We start from the raw sequence: 16,501 nt of genomic DNA, 5'->3' as shown, positions 1-16,501 counted from the left end.
ATGACTGCGCCCTCTCCCCTTGCGGGAGAGGGCATGGAGGAGCGTGCAGCTTGCTCGCTCGGGTGAGGGGTATCTCTCCGCGCTCAGCACTCGTAGATGCAACCCCTCACCCAACCGAGCTTGCAGCGCTGTCCTACATGCCCTCTCCCGCAAGAGGAGAGGGCACAATTATGGACAGCGCGAGTCGCTGTCAGGACAGGATTTGTCGACGCGATGTGTCGTTGTCTTCAAGCGAGCCGCTTGATCGCCAGCATGTCGCTGCCGCCGGCCTTGATACGCGCGATGGCTGCGTCGATCGGCTCGACCTGCGTGGCCATGTGGAAGGCATTGGCGTGGACGATCGTGCCGGCATCGCGCACGATGGCGACATGGCCCTTCCAGAAGATGAGATCGCCACGTTGCAGATCGCGCTGCTCGCCGGCATCGAGCGCCCGCCCGAGCGCCGCGAGCTGCATGTCGCTGTCGCGCGGGCACGCGACGCCGGCGGCGTGCAGCGAGATCTGGACCAGGCCTGAGCAGTCGATGCCGAGGCTGCTCTTGCCGCCCCACAGATAGGGCGTGCCGACAAAGCGCTCGGCGACGGCGACATAGTCGTCGACGACGGCATCGAGCGGCGCGACGTGCGGCTTCGGCACGAACTGTCCGTCCGTCGTCACGACGAAGCTCGCCTGCTCCCGCGCGACCGCAATGGTCGAACCCATCACCAGCGTCTCCGCCGGCGGCAGCTTGATCGACGGTCCAGGGAACGCGAAGCTGCGCAGCGCGCTGATGCGGTGCGTGGGGGGCGCGGCCAACGGCGCCAGCGCAGCCTCCGGCAGCCAGCCGACATAGCCGTCGGCCGCGAGCTGGCCCCACGCCCAGCCCTCGCCATTGCGGTCGTAGATCGTGACGCGCTCGCCCTTCAGCGCCTGCGTCGCCAGCTCGGCGCCGGAGTGCGGCTGCTGGCGCAGCGGCGCGACCGGATCGATCACGACGAGCGCCTCGCCATCGACGAAGCGATCGGCGGAGACCTGGCCTTCGAGATGCCTCGCCGCGATGTCGCCGCGCGCCGGCGTGACGCGCGGATCAGCCATAGCGCTCGCTCAGCAGCTTGTAGAGCGCACGCGCGGCTTGGCACTCGCCGCCCTCGGGCCGGCCGGGCTTCGCCGACGGCGTCCAGGCGAAGATGTCGAGATGCAGCCAGCGTGTCGCGGGCTCGACGAAGCGCTGCAGAAACAGCGCGCAGGTGATCGAGCCGGCGAAGCCGCCGGAGGGCGCGTTGTTGATGGTCGCGACCTTGGAGTCGAGCCAGGAATCATACGGCGCCCACAGCGGCATCCGCCACAGCGGATCGTTCTCGGACGCCGCGCAGCGCGCGACGTCGGCGGCCAGCGCCTCGTCGTTGGTGTAGAACGGCGGCAGCTCGGGGCCGAGCGCGACGCGCGCGGCGCCGGTGAGCGTGCCCATGTCGATGAGCAGATCGGGCTTGTCCTCGTCGGCGAGCGCCAGCGCGTCGGCCAGGATCAGCCGGCCCTCGGCGTCGGTGTTGCCGATCTCGACGGTGAGGCCCTTGCGCGACGGAAACACGTCCATCGGCCGGAAGGCGTTGCCGGCGACCGCGTTCTCGACCGCCGGAATCAGCACGCGCAACTGCAGCTTCAGCTTCGCATCCATCACCATCTGCGCCAGCGCCAGCACATTGGCGGCGCCGCCCATGTCCTTCTTCATCAGCAGCATGCTGCTCGACGGCTTGAGGTCGAGCCCGCCGGTGTCGAAGCAGACCCCCTTGCCGACCAGCGTCACCTTGGGATGGGAGGCATTGCCCCAGGTGAGCTCGATCAGCCGCGGCGCGCGGGTCGAGGCGCGGCCGACGGCGTGGATGAGCGGATAGTTCTGCGCCAGCAGATCGTCGCCGACGATGCTGGAGAAGCGCGCGCCGAAGCGGTCGGCGACCTGTTTGGCCGCAGCCTCGAGCTCCTCCGGCCCCATGTCGTTGGAGGGCGTGTTGACGAGATCGCGCGCCAAGGTCGCAGCCTCGGCGAGACGGTCGAGCTCCGCAGCGTCGACGCCGTCGGGCGGGACGAGGCGGACGTCCGGTGTCTCGGCCTTGCGGTAGCGGCCGAAGCGGTAGCTGCCGAGCGCGAAGGCGAGCGCCGCCAGCCGCGCATCGTGCGGCGCGTTGGCGAAGCGGTAGGTGCCGGCAGGCAGCAGGCCGGGCAGGGTGCCCGGGCGGAACGGATCGCGGTGTCGGGCGTCGGGATCCTCGAGGCCGAACAGCACCTGCGCGATGCGGCCGTCGGCACCGGGCAGGATCAGGCATCCGCCCGGCTTGGCGGTGTAGACATTGGCCTCGGCGAAGTTGCGCGCCTCGCTCGACAAGCCCTCCCTGATCCCCGGCCAGCTCGCCTTCGTGACGAAGGTGATCGGAATGGCTGACGTTGCGGGGGAGGTCTCGAAGATCGACGGCATGCCTAATGGTTCCTGAAGAGACGCGCTGGACCCAGACTTCGCAGAGTTTGCCGGCCGCTGCAATCATGCGGGCGGCCTCGCCCTCCGGCGGACGCAGATGTGACCGGCGCGCCTGCATCACGCCATTAACCGGCTGTTAGCGTTAACAGTTTATTGCAGGCGCGTTCAATCCGCTCGTCTCCCACCGAGTCCCGTGACCATGCGTCAGCAGCCTCCCATCGCCCGGCTTCTCGCTTCCGTGGCGTTCGCCGCTCTCATCGCCGCCGGCCTCGGCGGTTGCCAGACCGTGTCCGACGTCACGGGCTCGCTGGGCAGCCGCGCCGAGCCGCCACCGCCGGCGACCCCGCAGCGTGCGGCAGAGGTCTATGGCGAGCGCTACCGCGCCAACCCGAAGGATGCGGCGACCGCCGTCGCCTATGGCCAGGCGCTGCGCAACAATGGCCAGCGCGAGCAGGCGGTCGCAGTGCTGGAGCAGGCGACGCTCGCCAATCCCGGCAACAAGACGGTGCTCGCGGCTTACGGCCGTGCGCTCGCCGACAACGGCAATTTCAAGCTGGCCTTCGACGTGCTGTCGCGCGCCCACTCGCCCGACAATCCCGACTGGAAGCTGCTGTCGGTACAGGGCACGGTGCTCGACCAGATGGCCCGCCACGACGAGGCGCGGCGCTACTACGAGAGCGCGCTCAAGATCGTGCCCGGCGAGCCGTCGGTGCTGTCCAATCTTGGACTGTCCTACATGCTGACGCGGGAGCTGCCGAAAGCGGAAGAGGTGCTGCGCCAGGCCTATAGCTCGCAGCGGGCGGATGCGCGGGTGCGCCAGAACCTGGCGCTCGTGGTCGGCCTGCAGGGGCGCTTCGCCGAGGCCGAGCAGATCGCGCGCGCCGACCTGCCGCCGGATGAAGCCGCGGCCAATGTCGCCTATCTCAAGCAGATGCTGCAGGGACAGAATCAGGGCCAGGGGCAAGGCAAAGGCAAGCCACGCAACGCCGTGCCGATGGCGGCGCTCAACCAGCCGGACGAGTGAGCGCGGCTACGACGCGCTCGCCAGCAGCCGGCGGCAGGTGTCGACGAACACGTCGGCGCCGGTGACGATGTCGGCGTCGGACGTGTTCTCGGTCCAGTGATGGCTGATGCCGCCGATCGACGGCACGAACAGCATGCCGGCGGGCATGATCGTGGCCAGCACCTGCGCGTCGTGGCCCGCGCCGCTCGGCATCCGCAGCGACTTGCCATCGGCGAGCGCGCCGCTGGCGGCCTCGATCGCATCCTGGAAGCGGCCGTCCATCATCGCCGGCGCGCCGGTGCGGATGCGCTCGACGACGACGGGGCAGGGACCTGACGCCGTGGCCTGCCGGGCCAGCTCGCGCAGCAGCGCTTCGAGACGGTCGATGACAGCGGGATCGTCGTCGCGGATCTGGAACAGCATCTCGGCCTGGCCGGGGATGATGCTCGGCGCGCCCGGATCGAGCGCGATGCGGCCGGTGGTCCACACCGTGCGCGGGCCGCAGGCCGCCGGGAAGTGCGCGTCGATCGCGACGCAGAATTTCGCCAGCGCGAGCCCGGCATCCCGGCGCACCGCCATCCGCGTCGTGCCGGCATGATTCTGGGCGCCGGTGAAAACGATGCGGTATTGCCAGATGCCAACGATCGAGGTCACGACGCCGACCTTGAGCGCGCCTTGTTCGAGCGTGTCGCCCTGCTCGATATGGGCCTCGAGATAGCCGATGTGGCGGCCACGTTCGGCGTGCATGCGCGCCCGGCCGGCGAGGCCCATCTCGGCGAGCGCCTCGCGCATGGTGCGCGGGCTGCTGCGGTCGCGCGCCGCATCGATGTCGGCCTCGCTGACGTCGCCGACATAGGAACGGCTGCCGAGGAACGCGCCGAAATGGCCCTCCTCGTCGCACCACGAGGCCACCTCCACGGCGCCTGCGATGGAGGGGTCAGCATTCAGCACGCGGGCGGCTTCGAGCGCGTACACGACGCCGAGCGGGCCATCCAGCCAGCCGGCGTAATTCTGGCTCTCGAGATGCGAGCCGGCCAGCAGCTTCGGCCCGGGCTTGGCGCTGGTGCCCAGCACATTGCCGATGCCGTCGATCTCCGCCGTCAGCTGCGCCTCGGGCAGGCGCGCGGCGAGCCAGTCCAGCGACTGGCGATGCGCGTCGGAAAAGGTGGGGCGGTGCACGCCGGTCTTGTAGGTGCCGAACGCGCGCAACGCATTCAGATCGGCGAGGACGCGGGCGCCGTCGGCGCGGCGGAGAGTGTCGGGCATCAGGCGGAGACCTCTGATCGTGCTCCGCCTAGCTTCCAGGGCCGCGCCCCGACCGCAAGCGATAATTTCGCCGAGGTCGCCGAGCGCTACTGCATGGCGGCGACCTTGATGCCGGTCGGTCCGAGAATGACCACGAACAGCACCGGCAGGAAGAACAGGATCATCGGCACCGTCAGCTTGGGCGGCAGCGCCGCGGCCTTCTTCTCGGCCTCGTTCATGCGCATGTCGCGGTTTTCCTGCGCCATCACGCGCAGCGACTGGCCGAGCGGCGTGCCGTAGCGTTCCGACTGCTGGAGCGCGAGACAGACCGACTTGACGCCTTCGAGGCCGGTGCGGCGGGCGAGGTTCTCATAGGCCACCTTGCGATCCTGCAGATAGGAAAGCTCCGCGGTGGTCAGCGTGAACTCCTCCGACAGCGCGATCGACTGACTCGAGATCTCCATCGCGACGCGGCGGAAGGCGGCCTCGATCGACATGCCGGACTCGATGCAGATCAGCAGCAGGTCGAGCGCGTCGGGGAAGGCGCGCTTGATCGACAGCTGCCGCTTGGAGATCGCATTGCTGAGGAACAGCATCGGCGCCTGCAGGCCGAGATAGGCCATGCCGACGCAGATGCCGATCTTGACCGGCATGGACTTTTCGAGATGCGCGATCACGAAGACATAGAGCAAGGAGCCGACGAGCAGCACCACCGGCGTCACCAGGCGGGCGAACAGGAAGGTGATGTAGGGCGCCTGGCCGCGATAGCCGGCCATGATCAGCTTCTCGCGCGCGGCTTCCTGGGCCAGCCATTTGGTGAGGTTGAAATCGTCCACCACCTTGGCGACCAGCTGCTTCGGCGTCTGCCGCAGCGAGACCTTCTCGCCGGCGTTCAGGCGCTCGCGCTCGCGCTGCTTGATGCGCTCGCGCTCGCTGGCGACCGCCTTCATGCGCTTGTTCAGGTTCTCGCCCGCGAACAGCGGCATGATCAGCGTGTAGACGGTCGCGCTCGCCGCGATCGCGGCGAAGAACATCGTCATGAAGTGCGGATCGTGCAGCTTGGAGACCAGAAAGTCGACCATGGCCCACCCCTAGAAATCGAAATTGATCATCTTCTTCATGACCAGGATGCCCATCGACATCCAGACCACGCAGCCGACCAGCATCAGCTGGCCTGTCGGATGGGTCCAGAGCAGCGAGATGTAGTCGGGCGTGCTCAGGTAGACGAGCAGCATCACGATCGGCGGCAGTGAGCCGATGATGCCGGCGGAGGCCTTGGCCTCCATCGACATCGCCTGGATCTTCTCGGCCATCTTCTTGCGGTCGCGCAGCACCTTGGAGAGGTTGCCGAGCGCCTCGGAGAGGTTGCCACCCGACTTCTGCTGGATCGCCACCACGATGCCGAAGAAGTTGGCCTCGGGCAGCGGCATGCGCTCGTAGAGCCGGGCGCAGGCCTCGCCGAGCGGCATGCCGATCGCCTGGGTCTCGATGATCGCGAGGAACTCGCTGCGCAGCGGCTCGGGTGCGTCGGCGGCGACGACCTTGATGGATTCGAACAGCGGCAGGCCGGCCTTGATGCCGCGCACGATCACGTCGACCGCATCGGGCAGCGCCGCCAGGAATTTCTTCTCACGCCGTTTCTTGAGGTAGCCCAGGATCCAGCGCGGCAGGCCGAAGCCCGCCGCGAAGCCGAGGCCGAGCGCGCCGAGCGGGCCGCCACCCGAGAAGAACGCGACCGCGCAGACGACGAAGCCGAGAATGCCGGAGATGATCCAGAATTTCTGCACCGTCCAGTCCAGGCCGGCCTGCGAGATCCGGATGTTCAGCGGGACCTTGCTCTGCTTCTGGGCCTTGGCCTCGAGATCCTTCAGCGACGACTCGACCTGCTCGCGGCGCGAGCGCTGGCTGCGCTCCGCCTGGCGGATGACCGGCTCGGCCTTGGCGACCGAGCTGCGCCGCTGCTCGGCCTTCCGCTCGCCCGACAGCATCGGATAGATGAACACCCATGCGATACCGCCGATGGCGGTCGCGGCGAGGAAGGCGAGGGCGAGAGCCTGGAACTTCATCGCGCTCTCCCTTATTCCTTCGCCGCGGCTTCGGCGGCATCGAGTGCCGCCGCCAGCCGCTTTTCTTCGCCGTAATAGCGCGCGCGCTCCCAGAACCTGGGACGGCCGATGCCGGTCGAGCGGTGGCGGCCGATGATCTTGCCGTTCGCGTCCTCGCCGATCATGTCGTAGAGGAAGATGTCCTGGGTGATGATGGTGTCGCCTTCCATGCCCATCACCTCGGTGATGTGCGTGATGCGGCGCGAGCCGTCGCGCAGGCGCGCGGCCTGCACGATGACGTCGATCGAGGCGCAGATCATCTCGCGGATGGTGCGCGACGGCAGCGAGAAGCCGCCCATCGTGATCATGGATTCGCAGCGCGACAGCGCCTCGCGCGGGTTGTTGGCGTGCAAGGTGCCCATCGAGCCGTCGTGACCGGTGTTCATGGCCTGGAGGAGATCGAACGCCTCCGGGCCGCGGACCTCGCCGACGATGATGCGCTCGGGGCGCATACGCAGGCAGTTCCTGACCAGCTCGCGCATCGTCACCTGGCCTTCGCCCTCGATGTTGGGCGGCCGGGTTTCCAGGCGCACCACGTGCGGCTGCTGCAGCTGGAGCTCGGCGGCGTCCTCGCAGGTGATGACGCGCTCGTCGTGCTCGATATAGTTGGTCAGGCAGTTCAGCAGCGTGGTCTTGCCCGAGCCGGTACCGCCGGAGATCAGCACGTTGCAGCGGACGCGGCCGATGATCTGCAGGATCTCTGCGCCTTCGGGCGAGATCGCGCCGAACTTGACCAGCTGATCGAGCGTCAGCTTGTCCTTCTTGAATTTACGAATGGTGAGCGCGGGGCCGTCGATCGCCAGCGGCGGCACGATGGCGTTGACGCGCGAGCCGTCGGCGAGACGGGCGTCGCAGATCGGCGAGGATTCGTCGACGCGGCGGCCGACCTGGCTGACGATGCGCTGGCAGATGTTGAGCAGCTGCTGATTGTCGCGGAAGCGGATGCCGGTGCGCTGGATCTTGCCGTTGACTTCGATGAAGACGGTACCGGCGCCGTTGACCATGATGTCGGCGATGTCGTCGCGCGACAGCAGTGGCTCGAGCGGGCCGTAGCCGAGAACGTCGTTGCAGATGTCGTCGAGCAGCTCCTCCTGCTCGGCGATCGACATCACGATGTTCTTGATCGCGATGATCTCGTTGACGATGTCGCGGATTTCCTCGCGCGCCGACTCGCCATCGAGCTTGGCCAGCTGGGCGAGGTCGATCGCCTCGATCAGCGCGCCGAAGATTGTCGCCTTGACCTGGTAGTAATTGTCCGACCGCCGGGCCTCCACCACGGGGGGCGGCGGCGGGGGAGGCGCTTGCCGGGTCGGAGCCAGAGGAGGCGACGACACGGCCGGAGACGCCGCACGGGGGGCCGCCGGCGCCAGCTCGGGCGCTGGCGCTGCCGGCCTGAGGGCCCTTGTATCGTTGTCCGTTCCGCTACGCTTACCAAACACGACTTAGAACTCCACGCAGGCTTACTTCGCCTTCAGCTTGTCGAGCAGAGGCGACAGGAAGGAGCCTTTCGGCTTCTTGGTCTCGCTGCGGCCGGTGAGCCGCTGCGCGATTTGGAGGAACATCTCGGTCGTCCGATGATTGGGCGACATCTCCGCAATCATCTGGCCATTGTTCGCCGCCGCCCCGAAGATCTGCGGCTCGAACGGGATTGTGACGATCGGCGGACTCTCGATCGCCTTGGCGAATTCGCTCGCGTTGATCTCCGGCCGCTTGGGAACGCCGACCTGGTTCAGGCAGTACAGCGGCATGCGGTCGTTCGGGCGGGCGGCCTTGAGGAGATCGAACATGTTCTTGGTGTTGCGCAGCGAGGCGAGATCGGGCGCGGCGACGATCAGGATATCGTCGGCGCTGATCAGCGCGCGCTTGGTCCAGCCGGACCATTGGTGCGGAACATCGAGAACGATGCAGGGCATCGACGCCCGCAAGGTGTCGAACACCGCATCGAACGCCTCGGCACCGAAATCGTAGACGCGATCCAGCGTTGCCGGCGCAGCAAGCAGGCTCAGATGATCGGTGCACTTCGACAGCAGCCGGTCCATGAAGGCGATGTCGATGCGATCGGGCGAGAACACCGCGTCCGCGATGCCCTGTGCGGGATCCTGATTGTAGTCCAGGCCGGCGGTGCCGAACGCCAGGTCGAGATCGGCGACGACCGAATCCATGGCGAGATCGCGGGCGATGGCCCAGGCGATGTTGTGGGCGACCGTCGAAGCGCCGACGCCCCCCTTCGCGCCGACCACCGCAATGATACGGCCGACGGCCTTGGCCTCCGGCGCCGAGAACAGGTTGCAGATCGACCGCACGACGTCGATCGGCGTCACCGGCGACAGCACATAGTCGCTGACGCCGCGCCGTACCAGCTCACGATAGAGCGTGACGTCGTTGACGCGGCCAATGACGACAACTCGGGTGCCGGGGTCGCAGACTGTCGCGAGCTGATCGAGCCCCGCCAGGATGTCGGTACGGGCGTCGGTCTCCAGAATGATCACGTTGGGCGTCGGTGCCGAGCGATAGGCCTCGATCGCGGCCGCCATGCCGCCCATCTGGATCTTCAGATGCGCCTTGCCGAGCCGCCGGTCCTCGCCGGCAGCCTGCACCGTGGCGGCGGTTTCCACCGTCTCGCAGAATGCCTGCACCGAGACTCGCGGCGCCGGCGCGATATGATCGTCGGCCGGCGGCGGCACGACGTCAGGCTGCTCCTCTGGGGTCTGTCGGGCGTAGCTGATCATTTGCCTGTGTCGCTGAGTTTGGCCTTGTCGGCCTCGGGATACGTGATCGCGGTTGACGCTCCCTTGCGATATTTATCGAACAACGCGGTGCGCCGGGTGGTGTAGGACGGAGTTTCGGATCGCGGCTGCACGAGATCGGCCGGGTTGTCGACCATCGCGGCCATGTTGCGCTGGTAGGCGCAGCCGAAGTTCCAGTCCGGCTTGTTGTCGAACCAGTTCTTGTTCTTGATCGATGGCCCGAGGTCATCCGGCCACAGGCCGCAGGGACCCGCCGTCGCGGAAAGCTTCGGATAGCTCAGCCGGATCGCGGCCATCTGGCGCGGGTCCTTCGGCTGATAGTTGCGGACGTTGACGCCGTGCGGAGGCACCCCGGCCGCGGCGAACAGGGAATGGATTTCACGCATCGTGTCAGCAGCCGCCCGGGCATTGGGCGTGCCGCTCGGGACGTCGGCGCTGATCGCGCCGGTGCCCTGGCGGATCCAGCTCTGCGCCAAGCCCATGACGTCGGCGCGCTGCTCCGCGGTCAGGCCGCCGCGGCCCTGGCCGACGAAGACCACGAGGGAATCGGGCGCTTCCTGGACCGCGATCGGATGGCGCAGCCGGTAGTCGTCGGGGATGCTGGCCGTGGTGGCCGGGTCACCGCGGAAATTACAGGCGCCGAGCAGGACGGCCGCGCCGGCAAGGGCGGCGGCCATCGGCCATCGGTTGGATCGAGCGGGGCGGGGTGTGGTGGTCATCGGTGCAGGTCCTTGTCCCGGCTCAGTCCGTGATGAAGCCATAGGTGCCGCGGTAATTGCGTCCCGGCTCGGTGCGGCCCGGCACGCCATAGATGCGGTTGATGCTGCCCAACAGATCGGCCTGCGGATCGGAGGCCGCTGCAAAGCCGTCATCGGGGCGTGAGAGGTCCTTCTGCGACACGGCCCGCACGACGAAGGGCGTCACCAGCACCATCAGCTCGGTCTGATTGTTGACGTAGTCGCGGCTGCGGAACAGGGCGCCCAGCACCGGGAGCTGCATCAGGCCCGGCATGCCGCTGATCGCCATCTTGGTCTGCTGCTGGATCAGGCCGGCCATCGCCATCGCGCCGCCGGAGGGAATCTCGAGCGTCGTCTCGGCCCGCCGCGTCTTGATCGACGGCACCGTGAGCGAGTTCACGGTCGACGAGCTCACCGCCTGGGACAGCGTGATGGAATTCTCGTTCGACAGTTCGGAGACCTCGGTCATCACCCGCATCGAGATGCGGCCCTCGCTGAGCACGACCGGCGTGAAATTGAGCGAGATGCCGAACTTCTTGAAGCTGATCTGCGTGGTACAGACATGGGTGGTGGGATCGCACGAATAGCCGGCCGGGACCGGAAACTCGCCGCCCGCGATGAAGGTCGCGGATTCGCCTGAGATCGCGGTCAGGTTGGGCTCGGCCAGCGTGCGGATCACGCCCGCGTTCTCCATGGCCCGCAGCGTCGCCTGCACCGACGGGGTCGATCCGAACGCAGCGCTGACGGCATTGTTCGAGACGAGGTTGCTGCCATAGGCCGTGAACGGATTGGAGTTGGCGAACTTGACGACCGCTGTTCCGTAGTTGAGCTGACCGGAGAGATCGATGCCGAGCTGCTTGACCACCGAGCGCTGAACTTCGGCCACGGTCACCTTCAACATCACCTGGTCGCGGCCACGCACGGTGATCGAATTGACGACCTTATCGGCGCCGCCGGCGAGGCGCGCGGCCAGTTCCCCGGCCTGCTGAGCTTCGATCTGGCTGGAAGCCGAGCCGGTCAGCACGATGCCATCGCCAAGTCCTTCGATCTGGATGTCGGCATTCGGCAGCAGCTGCTTCAGCGCGGCGCGCGCGCCGTTGAGATCGCGCTTGACCGCGATGTCATAGGCCGCGATCTGCTGGCCCTGGGCGTCGAAGAAGACGATGTTGGTCTGGCCGACCGCGGCGCCGATGATGTAGGCGCGCTGGGAGGAGCGCACCACCGCATTCGCGATCTTCGGATCGGCGACGAGAACGTCCTTGATGTCGCGCGGCAGGTCGATGACGACGGACTTGCCGACACCGAGCGCGAGGAAGCGCGCGTTGATCTGGCCGTCGGCGGCGGGGGCCGCGGCAGCCGGGCGATAATCCGCGGCAATCGCCGGTGCGAGCGCCGGGTTGAGTGTCAGCGCAGCGGCGGCCGAAAGCGACAGCGCGCGGACCATCAGGGTCCGCAGTTTCCGCTGATTTTCGCTGCAAGTCATCTTGGTCGTCCTCTCGATCACTTCTGCGTCGTCATCGTGCTGGGAATGCCGAAGCGAACGACGGCAACGCTGTCTCCGCGCCTGCGATTGTCGTCCGGGCGCTGATCGGCCATGTTGACGTCGGCGATGCTGCGCAGCGCCAGCGACAGCGTCCCTGTCTGCCGCGCGCGCGCCAGCGTTTCGGCCTGCTCCGGCTTCAGCTCCAGCGTCACGGTCTTGCCGACCACCGTGGTCTGGCCGTCCTTTTCCTTCGGCGCCTGGTCGATTGCGAGCACGCGGATATTGGCGAGAATGATCTCGGAGTTGACGACGTCGCCGGCGTTGGGCTGATCCGGAATGCGCTCGCGCTTGGACAGGATGACGTCGACGCGGTCATTGGGCAGGATGAAGCCGCCGGCGCCGGTCTCCGGCGAGATCTCGGTGGACACCGCACGCATGCCGGCGGGCAGGATCGCCGCCATGAAACCCGAACCGTCGGATTTGACCAGCTTCTGCTCGCGGATCGGCTCGCCGGCGATGAATGGCGCGCGCGCGATCGTGCCGGTCACTTCGTTCGAGCCTTCCGGCCGCTCATTGCGCCGGATGAAGCTAGAGCTCGCCGTCGAAGCCGGCCAGCTCTGCCATTGCAGGTGCTCGGGCTTGATCGACTGGCCGAGGCCGATGTCGGTTTTGGCGACGAGGACGTCGACCGTCGGGACCTGCGGCGCGGGTGCGGCGACCTGGGCCGGACGATCGTCTGACCCGCTCGCCAGATATGCGGCCACGCCGCCAGCGCCCACTGCGATGGTCAGAACCACAATGCGTGCGGTATTCATACGCTTCACTTTCCACATTACGCCGCGACGCTTGCGCCGCCGTGATGGGAGTTGAGCAGTTATTCGTCAAAGCATGGTTAATGAGGCGTATCTAAATCACCCTAACACCGCGTTGATACGGTGCCGTCACAGCAGCGCGAGGCGCACCGCGTCGATCGCCTTCACCCATTCGGTCTCCGGATAGACCATCAACGCGCCGAGAGCGAGCGCGATGCCGTAGGGAACGCCGCTGTCCTTGGCGTGAAGGCGGGCGAGCCAGGGTTGCCCCGCCAGCGCATAGGGCAGAGGCCATTGCCGGAACTGCATGAGAGCAAGGGTGAGCACGCCGCCGAAGATCGAGGCGTAGAGCAGGTAGTTCATCAGGTGAGCGAAGCCGAACCAGAGCGCGGCGGCCGAAGCCACCTTGGCGTCGCCGCCGCCGATCCAGCCGAATGCGAAGCAGGTGAAGGCGATGACCAGCAGGGTCGCGCCGGCACCCAGATGCATCAGCATGTCGGCCAGGCTCATTCCGCTCAGCGGCGCCAGCACCAGGAATCCGGCGATCAGCGCCAGCGACACCCGGTTCGAAATCGTCATCGTGAGCAGGTCGCTCGCCGCAGCGAAGGCCATCAAGGCCGGAAAGATCAGCAGGCGTGCGAGATCGAGGGTCATGGGCTCTCAACGACATCGGGACGGCGCTGCATGCACCGGCGGGCGGACTCTAGCGCCAAGAGTTTAAAGGATCGGGAAACGGACCGAGGTTCCGCCGATCGGGCGGCGCTCACCAGACGCTGGCGATGCGGGCGGCGAGGGCGATGATGGACAGAGCCAGGGCGCCGCAGACCAGGCGCAAGGCTGCATCGATCTGCCGCGAAGGACGACGGGCGGCGACGGCGGAGACGACGTGGTTACGCATCACTGAACACCGCGAAGCTGACGTTGAAATGATAAAGGCCCCGGGAACTCCGGGGCCTTCTTTTGCTCGGTCGTGACGACCGCTTACTTCAGCGACGAGTTGATCGAGCCGAACTTCGAGCTCAGGCTGGAGCCGAGACCGTTGACGGCCGCGATGATCGCGAGCGAGATGCCGGCGGCGATCAGGCCGTACTCGATGGCGGTCGCGCCGGATTCATCCTTCACGAAACGAGCAAGCAGATTCTTCATAGGGTAACTCCATGTACACGTGGCTGGTCGAACAAATTCTGGTCGTTGCGGCGTTCTCAGCACCGTGACCATATGGGCACCCTAGGGGGCAGGAATTTCGGCGTAGTTAATTCGACCGATGAAACATCGCTTCCGGCGGGCGTTCTTGCGCAGAGTAAATTTGGCATGAACGGCACGACAAAAACTGGAAACAAAACGCCACGCGGTTGCCATCGTGCCTTGGAGTCGAGCGCTCGTCGCGTCGCCGCCTCTCTATATGCGTGAAGCGATGCGAGGCTGCTGCGCCCGATGAGACCATGGTCAGGCCGGCGAAAATGTCTGGCCTCGCGCGGGCCGGTCGGCGGCGCTTGCATGAGCAAGATGCGCGGCTGCCGGGCGCGCGCCGGGTTCACGGCTCCTTAAGCGCCAGCGAGTACCCCTCGGATACATTCAAGAAGTGAGGCAAATTATGTCCGGTCTGCCATGGGAAGTCGCGCTGATGCTCGGCCAGACCATCGAGAAGATTCTGCCGATCACGATGGTCCTGGCGGTCGTCTTCTCGGTGCTCAGCTATTTCTGGGCCTGCAATCCCGGCAAGCCCTGGTGGCAGAAGCGCGAGCTCATCACCGACATGGTGTACTGGTTCTTCGTACCGGTGTTCGCCCGCGTGCTCCGCATCGGGCTGCTGGTGCTGGGAGCCGGCGTCATCTTCAAGATTCACGAGGCCGATGAGCTGATCGCGTTTTACGAGAACGGCCATGGGCCGCTCGCGCAACTGCCGGAATGGGTTCAGGGGCTCCTGTTCATCGTGCTGGCCGATTTCATGCTGTACTGGACCCACCGGCTGTTCCACGGCGGCGAGTTCTGGAAGTATCACGCCGTCCACCACTCCTCCGAGGAGCTCGAGTGGATCTCGGCGGCCCGTTTTCATCCGATCAACCTGATCATCGGCACGATTGCCGTCGACGTGATCCTGCTGATGGCCGGCATCTCGCCGAACGTGATGATCTGGGTCGGCCCGTTCACGACGTTCCACTCCGCTTTCGTGCATGCCAATCTCAACTGGACGCTGGGGCCGTTCAAATACGTCCTGGCCACCCCGGTGTTCCACCGCTGGCACCACACTGCGATGGAAGAGGGCGGCAACACCAATTTCGCTGGCACCTTCCCGCTCTGGGATATCCTGTTCGGCACCTTCCGCATGCCGGAGGGGCAGCTCCCGATGAGCTATGGCAAGGATGAGGCGACCATGCCGGGTGAGTTCGCCGGCCAGCTCGCTTTTCCGTTCCGCCGCTGATGAGCGCCGTGGGTTTCAAGGAATTGGCGCACGTTTGGAGATCGTTCACCAATTGAGCGCAGATTTGCCGCGTCGGGCGCCGTCACCGCTGCGTATCGCTTGAGACGGCTCGAAGATGTCCCGGGGTTGAGTATGTCGTTCAGTGTGTCGTGTCGTCCTTGTGTAACCTTCGTTCTGCGGGCCGCGGTCGGGGCCATGCTGCTGTGGCCGGCCGCCGCCTCTGCGGATCCTGATCCCGCGATTGCCGTGAACGTCGACCAGGCCAAGCTGGTGAAGCTGCCCGATCGGGTCGCGACCCTGGTGGTTGGAAATCCGATGATCGCCGACGTGACCTTGCAGAGCGGCGGCATCATCGTCGTCACCGGCAAGAGCTACGGCGCCACGAATTTCATCGCGATGGACCGCGGCGGACAGGTGCTGATCGATCGTCAGATCCAGGTGGCCGGACCCACCGACCGGCTCGTCACGGTGTATCGCGGCGTCGATCGCGAGACCTACAGCTGCATGCCGATCTGCCAGCGCAGGGTGACGCTCGGCGACGGTGACAGCTACTTCAAATCGGTACTCGATCAGGCCGGCACGATGTCGAGCCAGGCGAGCGGCAACGCCGCGTCCGCCCCGAAGACGAACTGAAGCGCAAGGCACCATCCCTCCGCGCGATCGCATAACCCGGGCCTGGCCGGCGGCAGCCGTCCGGGGCCATTTCCTTGAGCGTGCGTAAATCCACCGCTCCCCGCAGACTTCATCTCGCTCTCGTCTTGAGGTGCCGTGCCGCGCGAATTCGATCGCGCGCATGGTTAGCGGATGGTTGCTGCGGCCGGCCATCTCGTACGGATTCTAGGAAACCCTTTCCCAAGAAGTTTTCGCTATTTCTTTCACCCAGGTTGATGCACTTTTCCAAAGTCCGGGTCCCACCATGCAAGCCTCCGTCTCCGCGACCGGTTCGATCCGCAGGTTGTTGCGGCGCTTTCGACGCAACCGGCGGGCGTCGGCCGCGCTCGAATTCGCGCTGGTCGCCCCGATCTTCTTTGCGCTGCTGTTTGCGATCATCGAAACGGCCCTGATGTTCTTCGCGGGGCAGGTGCTCGAGACGATCACGCAGGACTCCGCGCGCATGATCCTGACCGGACAGGCGCAGCAGGGCTCCTACTCGCAGTCGCAGTTCGCGAGCTACGTCTGCACCCAGGTCCCGGCCGCGCTGTTCGACTGCAACCAGATCTATGTCGACGTGAAGAGCTACTCGTCGTTCTCCAACGTGACGATTTCCAGTCAGATCGACGCCAGCGGAAATTTCGTGAACAACATGACCTACAGCCCGGGGGCGGCCGGAGACATCGTTGTCGTCAGGGTGTTCTATCAGTGGCCGATCTATGTGACCGGGCTCGGCTATAACATCGCGAACCTGTCGGGCAGCAAGCGGCTGCTGGTGGGAACGGCCGCATTCAAGAACGAGCCGTACTCGTGAGGACGACCGAAAGCCACCTCATGAGGCATGGAGA

The 16,501-nt window shown here is 66.3% G+C and carries 17 protein-coding genes; 4 read left to right on the top strand and 13 right to left on the bottom strand.

Annotation, left to right across the window (positions count from 1 at the left end; genetic code table 11):
• Positions 1-227: 227 nt before the first annotated feature.
• Together BRAS3809_RS24605 and BRAS3809_RS24600 are read right to left on the bottom strand one after the other, a co-directional pair.
• Positions 228-1,073 (bottom strand): C40 family peptidase, encoded by an 846-nt coding sequence (locus BRAS3809_RS24605; protein ID WP_008964741.1) that lies wholly within the window; start codon positions 1,071-1,073, stop codon positions 228-230.
• Entirely contained in the window at positions 1,066-2,448 is a 1,383-nt protein-coding gene (locus BRAS3809_RS24600; protein ID WP_008964740.1) for a leucyl aminopeptidase family protein, read from the bottom strand. Before BRAS3809_RS24600 ends, BRAS3809_RS24605 begins: the two co-directional genes overlap by 8 nt.
• A 199-nt stretch (positions 2,449-2,647) precedes the next feature.
• Between BRAS3809_RS24600 and BRAS3809_RS24595 the strand changes: the two genes are divergently transcribed.
• A complete protein-coding gene (locus BRAS3809_RS24595) occupies positions 2,648-3,472 on the top strand; it encodes a tetratricopeptide repeat protein (protein ID WP_008964739.1) in 825 nt (274 codons plus the stop codon).
• A 6-nt stretch (positions 3,473-3,478) separates the two neighbouring features.
• Here BRAS3809_RS24595 and BRAS3809_RS24590 read toward each other — a convergent pair whose 3' ends face one another.
• From BRAS3809_RS24590 to BRAS3809_RS24545, 11 genes are all read right to left on the bottom strand, one after another.
• Positions 3,479-4,717, bottom strand: coding sequence for a Zn-dependent hydrolase (locus tag BRAS3809_RS24590; protein WP_008964738.1), 1,239 nt, complete (start codon positions 4,715-4,717; stop codon positions 3,479-3,481).
• Between the two features lie 86 nt (positions 4,718-4,803).
• Complete coding sequence (locus BRAS3809_RS24585) at positions 4,804-5,778, bottom strand: type II secretion system F family protein (protein ID WP_008964737.1); 975 nt, start codon at positions 5,776-5,778, stop codon at positions 4,804-4,806.
• Positions 5,779-5,787: 9 nt separating this feature from the next.
• A complete protein-coding gene (locus tag BRAS3809_RS24580; RefSeq protein WP_008964736.1) occupies positions 5,788-6,762 on the bottom strand; it encodes a type II secretion system F family protein in 975 nt (324 codons plus the stop codon).
• Between the two features lie 11 nt (positions 6,763-6,773).
• Positions 6,774-8,240: a TadA family conjugal transfer-associated ATPase gene (locus BRAS3809_RS24575; RefSeq protein ID WP_083839160.1), complete on the bottom strand. Its 1,467-nt coding sequence runs from the start codon at positions 8,238-8,240 to the stop codon at positions 6,774-6,776.
• Between the two features lie 21 nt (positions 8,241-8,261).
• A complete protein-coding gene (locus BRAS3809_RS24570) occupies positions 8,262-9,530 on the bottom strand; it encodes a CpaE/TadZ family protein (protein WP_008964734.1) in 1,269 nt (422 codons plus the stop codon).
• Positions 9,527-10,267: a CpaD family pilus assembly protein gene (locus BRAS3809_RS24565; protein WP_008964733.1), complete on the bottom strand. Its 741-nt coding sequence runs from the start codon at positions 10,265-10,267 to the stop codon at positions 9,527-9,529. The genes BRAS3809_RS24570 and BRAS3809_RS24565 overlap by 4 nt, the downstream gene beginning before the upstream one ends.
• A gap of 22 nt (positions 10,268-10,289) precedes the next feature.
• A complete protein-coding gene (locus tag BRAS3809_RS24560; protein ID WP_085963532.1) occupies positions 10,290-11,768 on the bottom strand; it encodes a type II and III secretion system protein family protein in 1,479 nt (492 codons plus the stop codon).
• A gap of 17 nt (positions 11,769-11,785) precedes the next feature.
• Complete coding sequence (gene cpaB, locus BRAS3809_RS24555) at positions 11,786-12,583, bottom strand: Flp pilus assembly protein CpaB (protein ID WP_035658174.1); 798 nt, start codon at positions 12,581-12,583, stop codon at positions 11,786-11,788.
• Between the two features lie 126 nt (positions 12,584-12,709).
• Positions 12,710-13,234, bottom strand: a complete 525-nt coding sequence (locus BRAS3809_RS24550; protein ID WP_008964730.1) for an A24 family peptidase — start codon at positions 13,232-13,234, stop codon at positions 12,710-12,712.
• 109 nt (positions 13,235-13,343) lie between these two features.
• Positions 13,344-13,478 (bottom strand): hypothetical protein, encoded by a 135-nt coding sequence (locus BRAS3809_RS37645; RefSeq protein WP_283805776.1) that lies wholly within the window; start codon positions 13,476-13,478, stop codon positions 13,344-13,346.
• A gap of 83 nt (positions 13,479-13,561) precedes the next feature.
• On the bottom strand, positions 13,562-13,726 hold the full coding sequence (locus BRAS3809_RS24545) for a Flp family type IVb pilin (RefSeq protein ID WP_008964729.1): 165 nt from the start codon (positions 13,724-13,726) through the stop codon (positions 13,562-13,564).
• Between the two features lie 448 nt (positions 13,727-14,174).
• Between BRAS3809_RS24545 and BRAS3809_RS24540 the strand changes: the two genes are divergently transcribed.
• The 3 genes from BRAS3809_RS24540 (at position 14,175) to BRAS3809_RS24530 (ending at position 16,467) form a co-directional block, all read left to right on the top strand.
• Entirely contained in the window at positions 14,175-15,002 is an 828-nt protein-coding gene (locus BRAS3809_RS24540; protein ID WP_008964728.1) for a sterol desaturase family protein, read from the top strand.
• Between the two features lie 195 nt (positions 15,003-15,197).
• Positions 15,198-15,635, top strand: a complete 438-nt coding sequence (locus tag BRAS3809_RS24535) for a pilus assembly protein N-terminal domain-containing protein (protein WP_008964727.1) — start codon at positions 15,198-15,200, stop codon at positions 15,633-15,635.
• Positions 15,636-15,918: 283 nt separating this feature from the next.
• Entirely contained in the window at positions 15,919-16,467 is a 549-nt protein-coding gene (locus BRAS3809_RS24530; RefSeq protein WP_008964726.1) for a TadE/TadG family type IV pilus assembly protein, read from the top strand.
• Positions 16,468-16,501 lie beyond the last annotated feature (34 nt).

Source organism: Bradyrhizobium sp. STM 3809 (genome assembly GCF_000239795.1).
In the GTDB taxonomy this organism is placed as follows: Bacteria; Pseudomonadota; Alphaproteobacteria; order Rhizobiales; family Xanthobacteraceae; genus Bradyrhizobium.
Note: the sequence above shows the minus strand (reverse complement) of the source record. Positions and strands in the feature narration are given on the sequence as shown.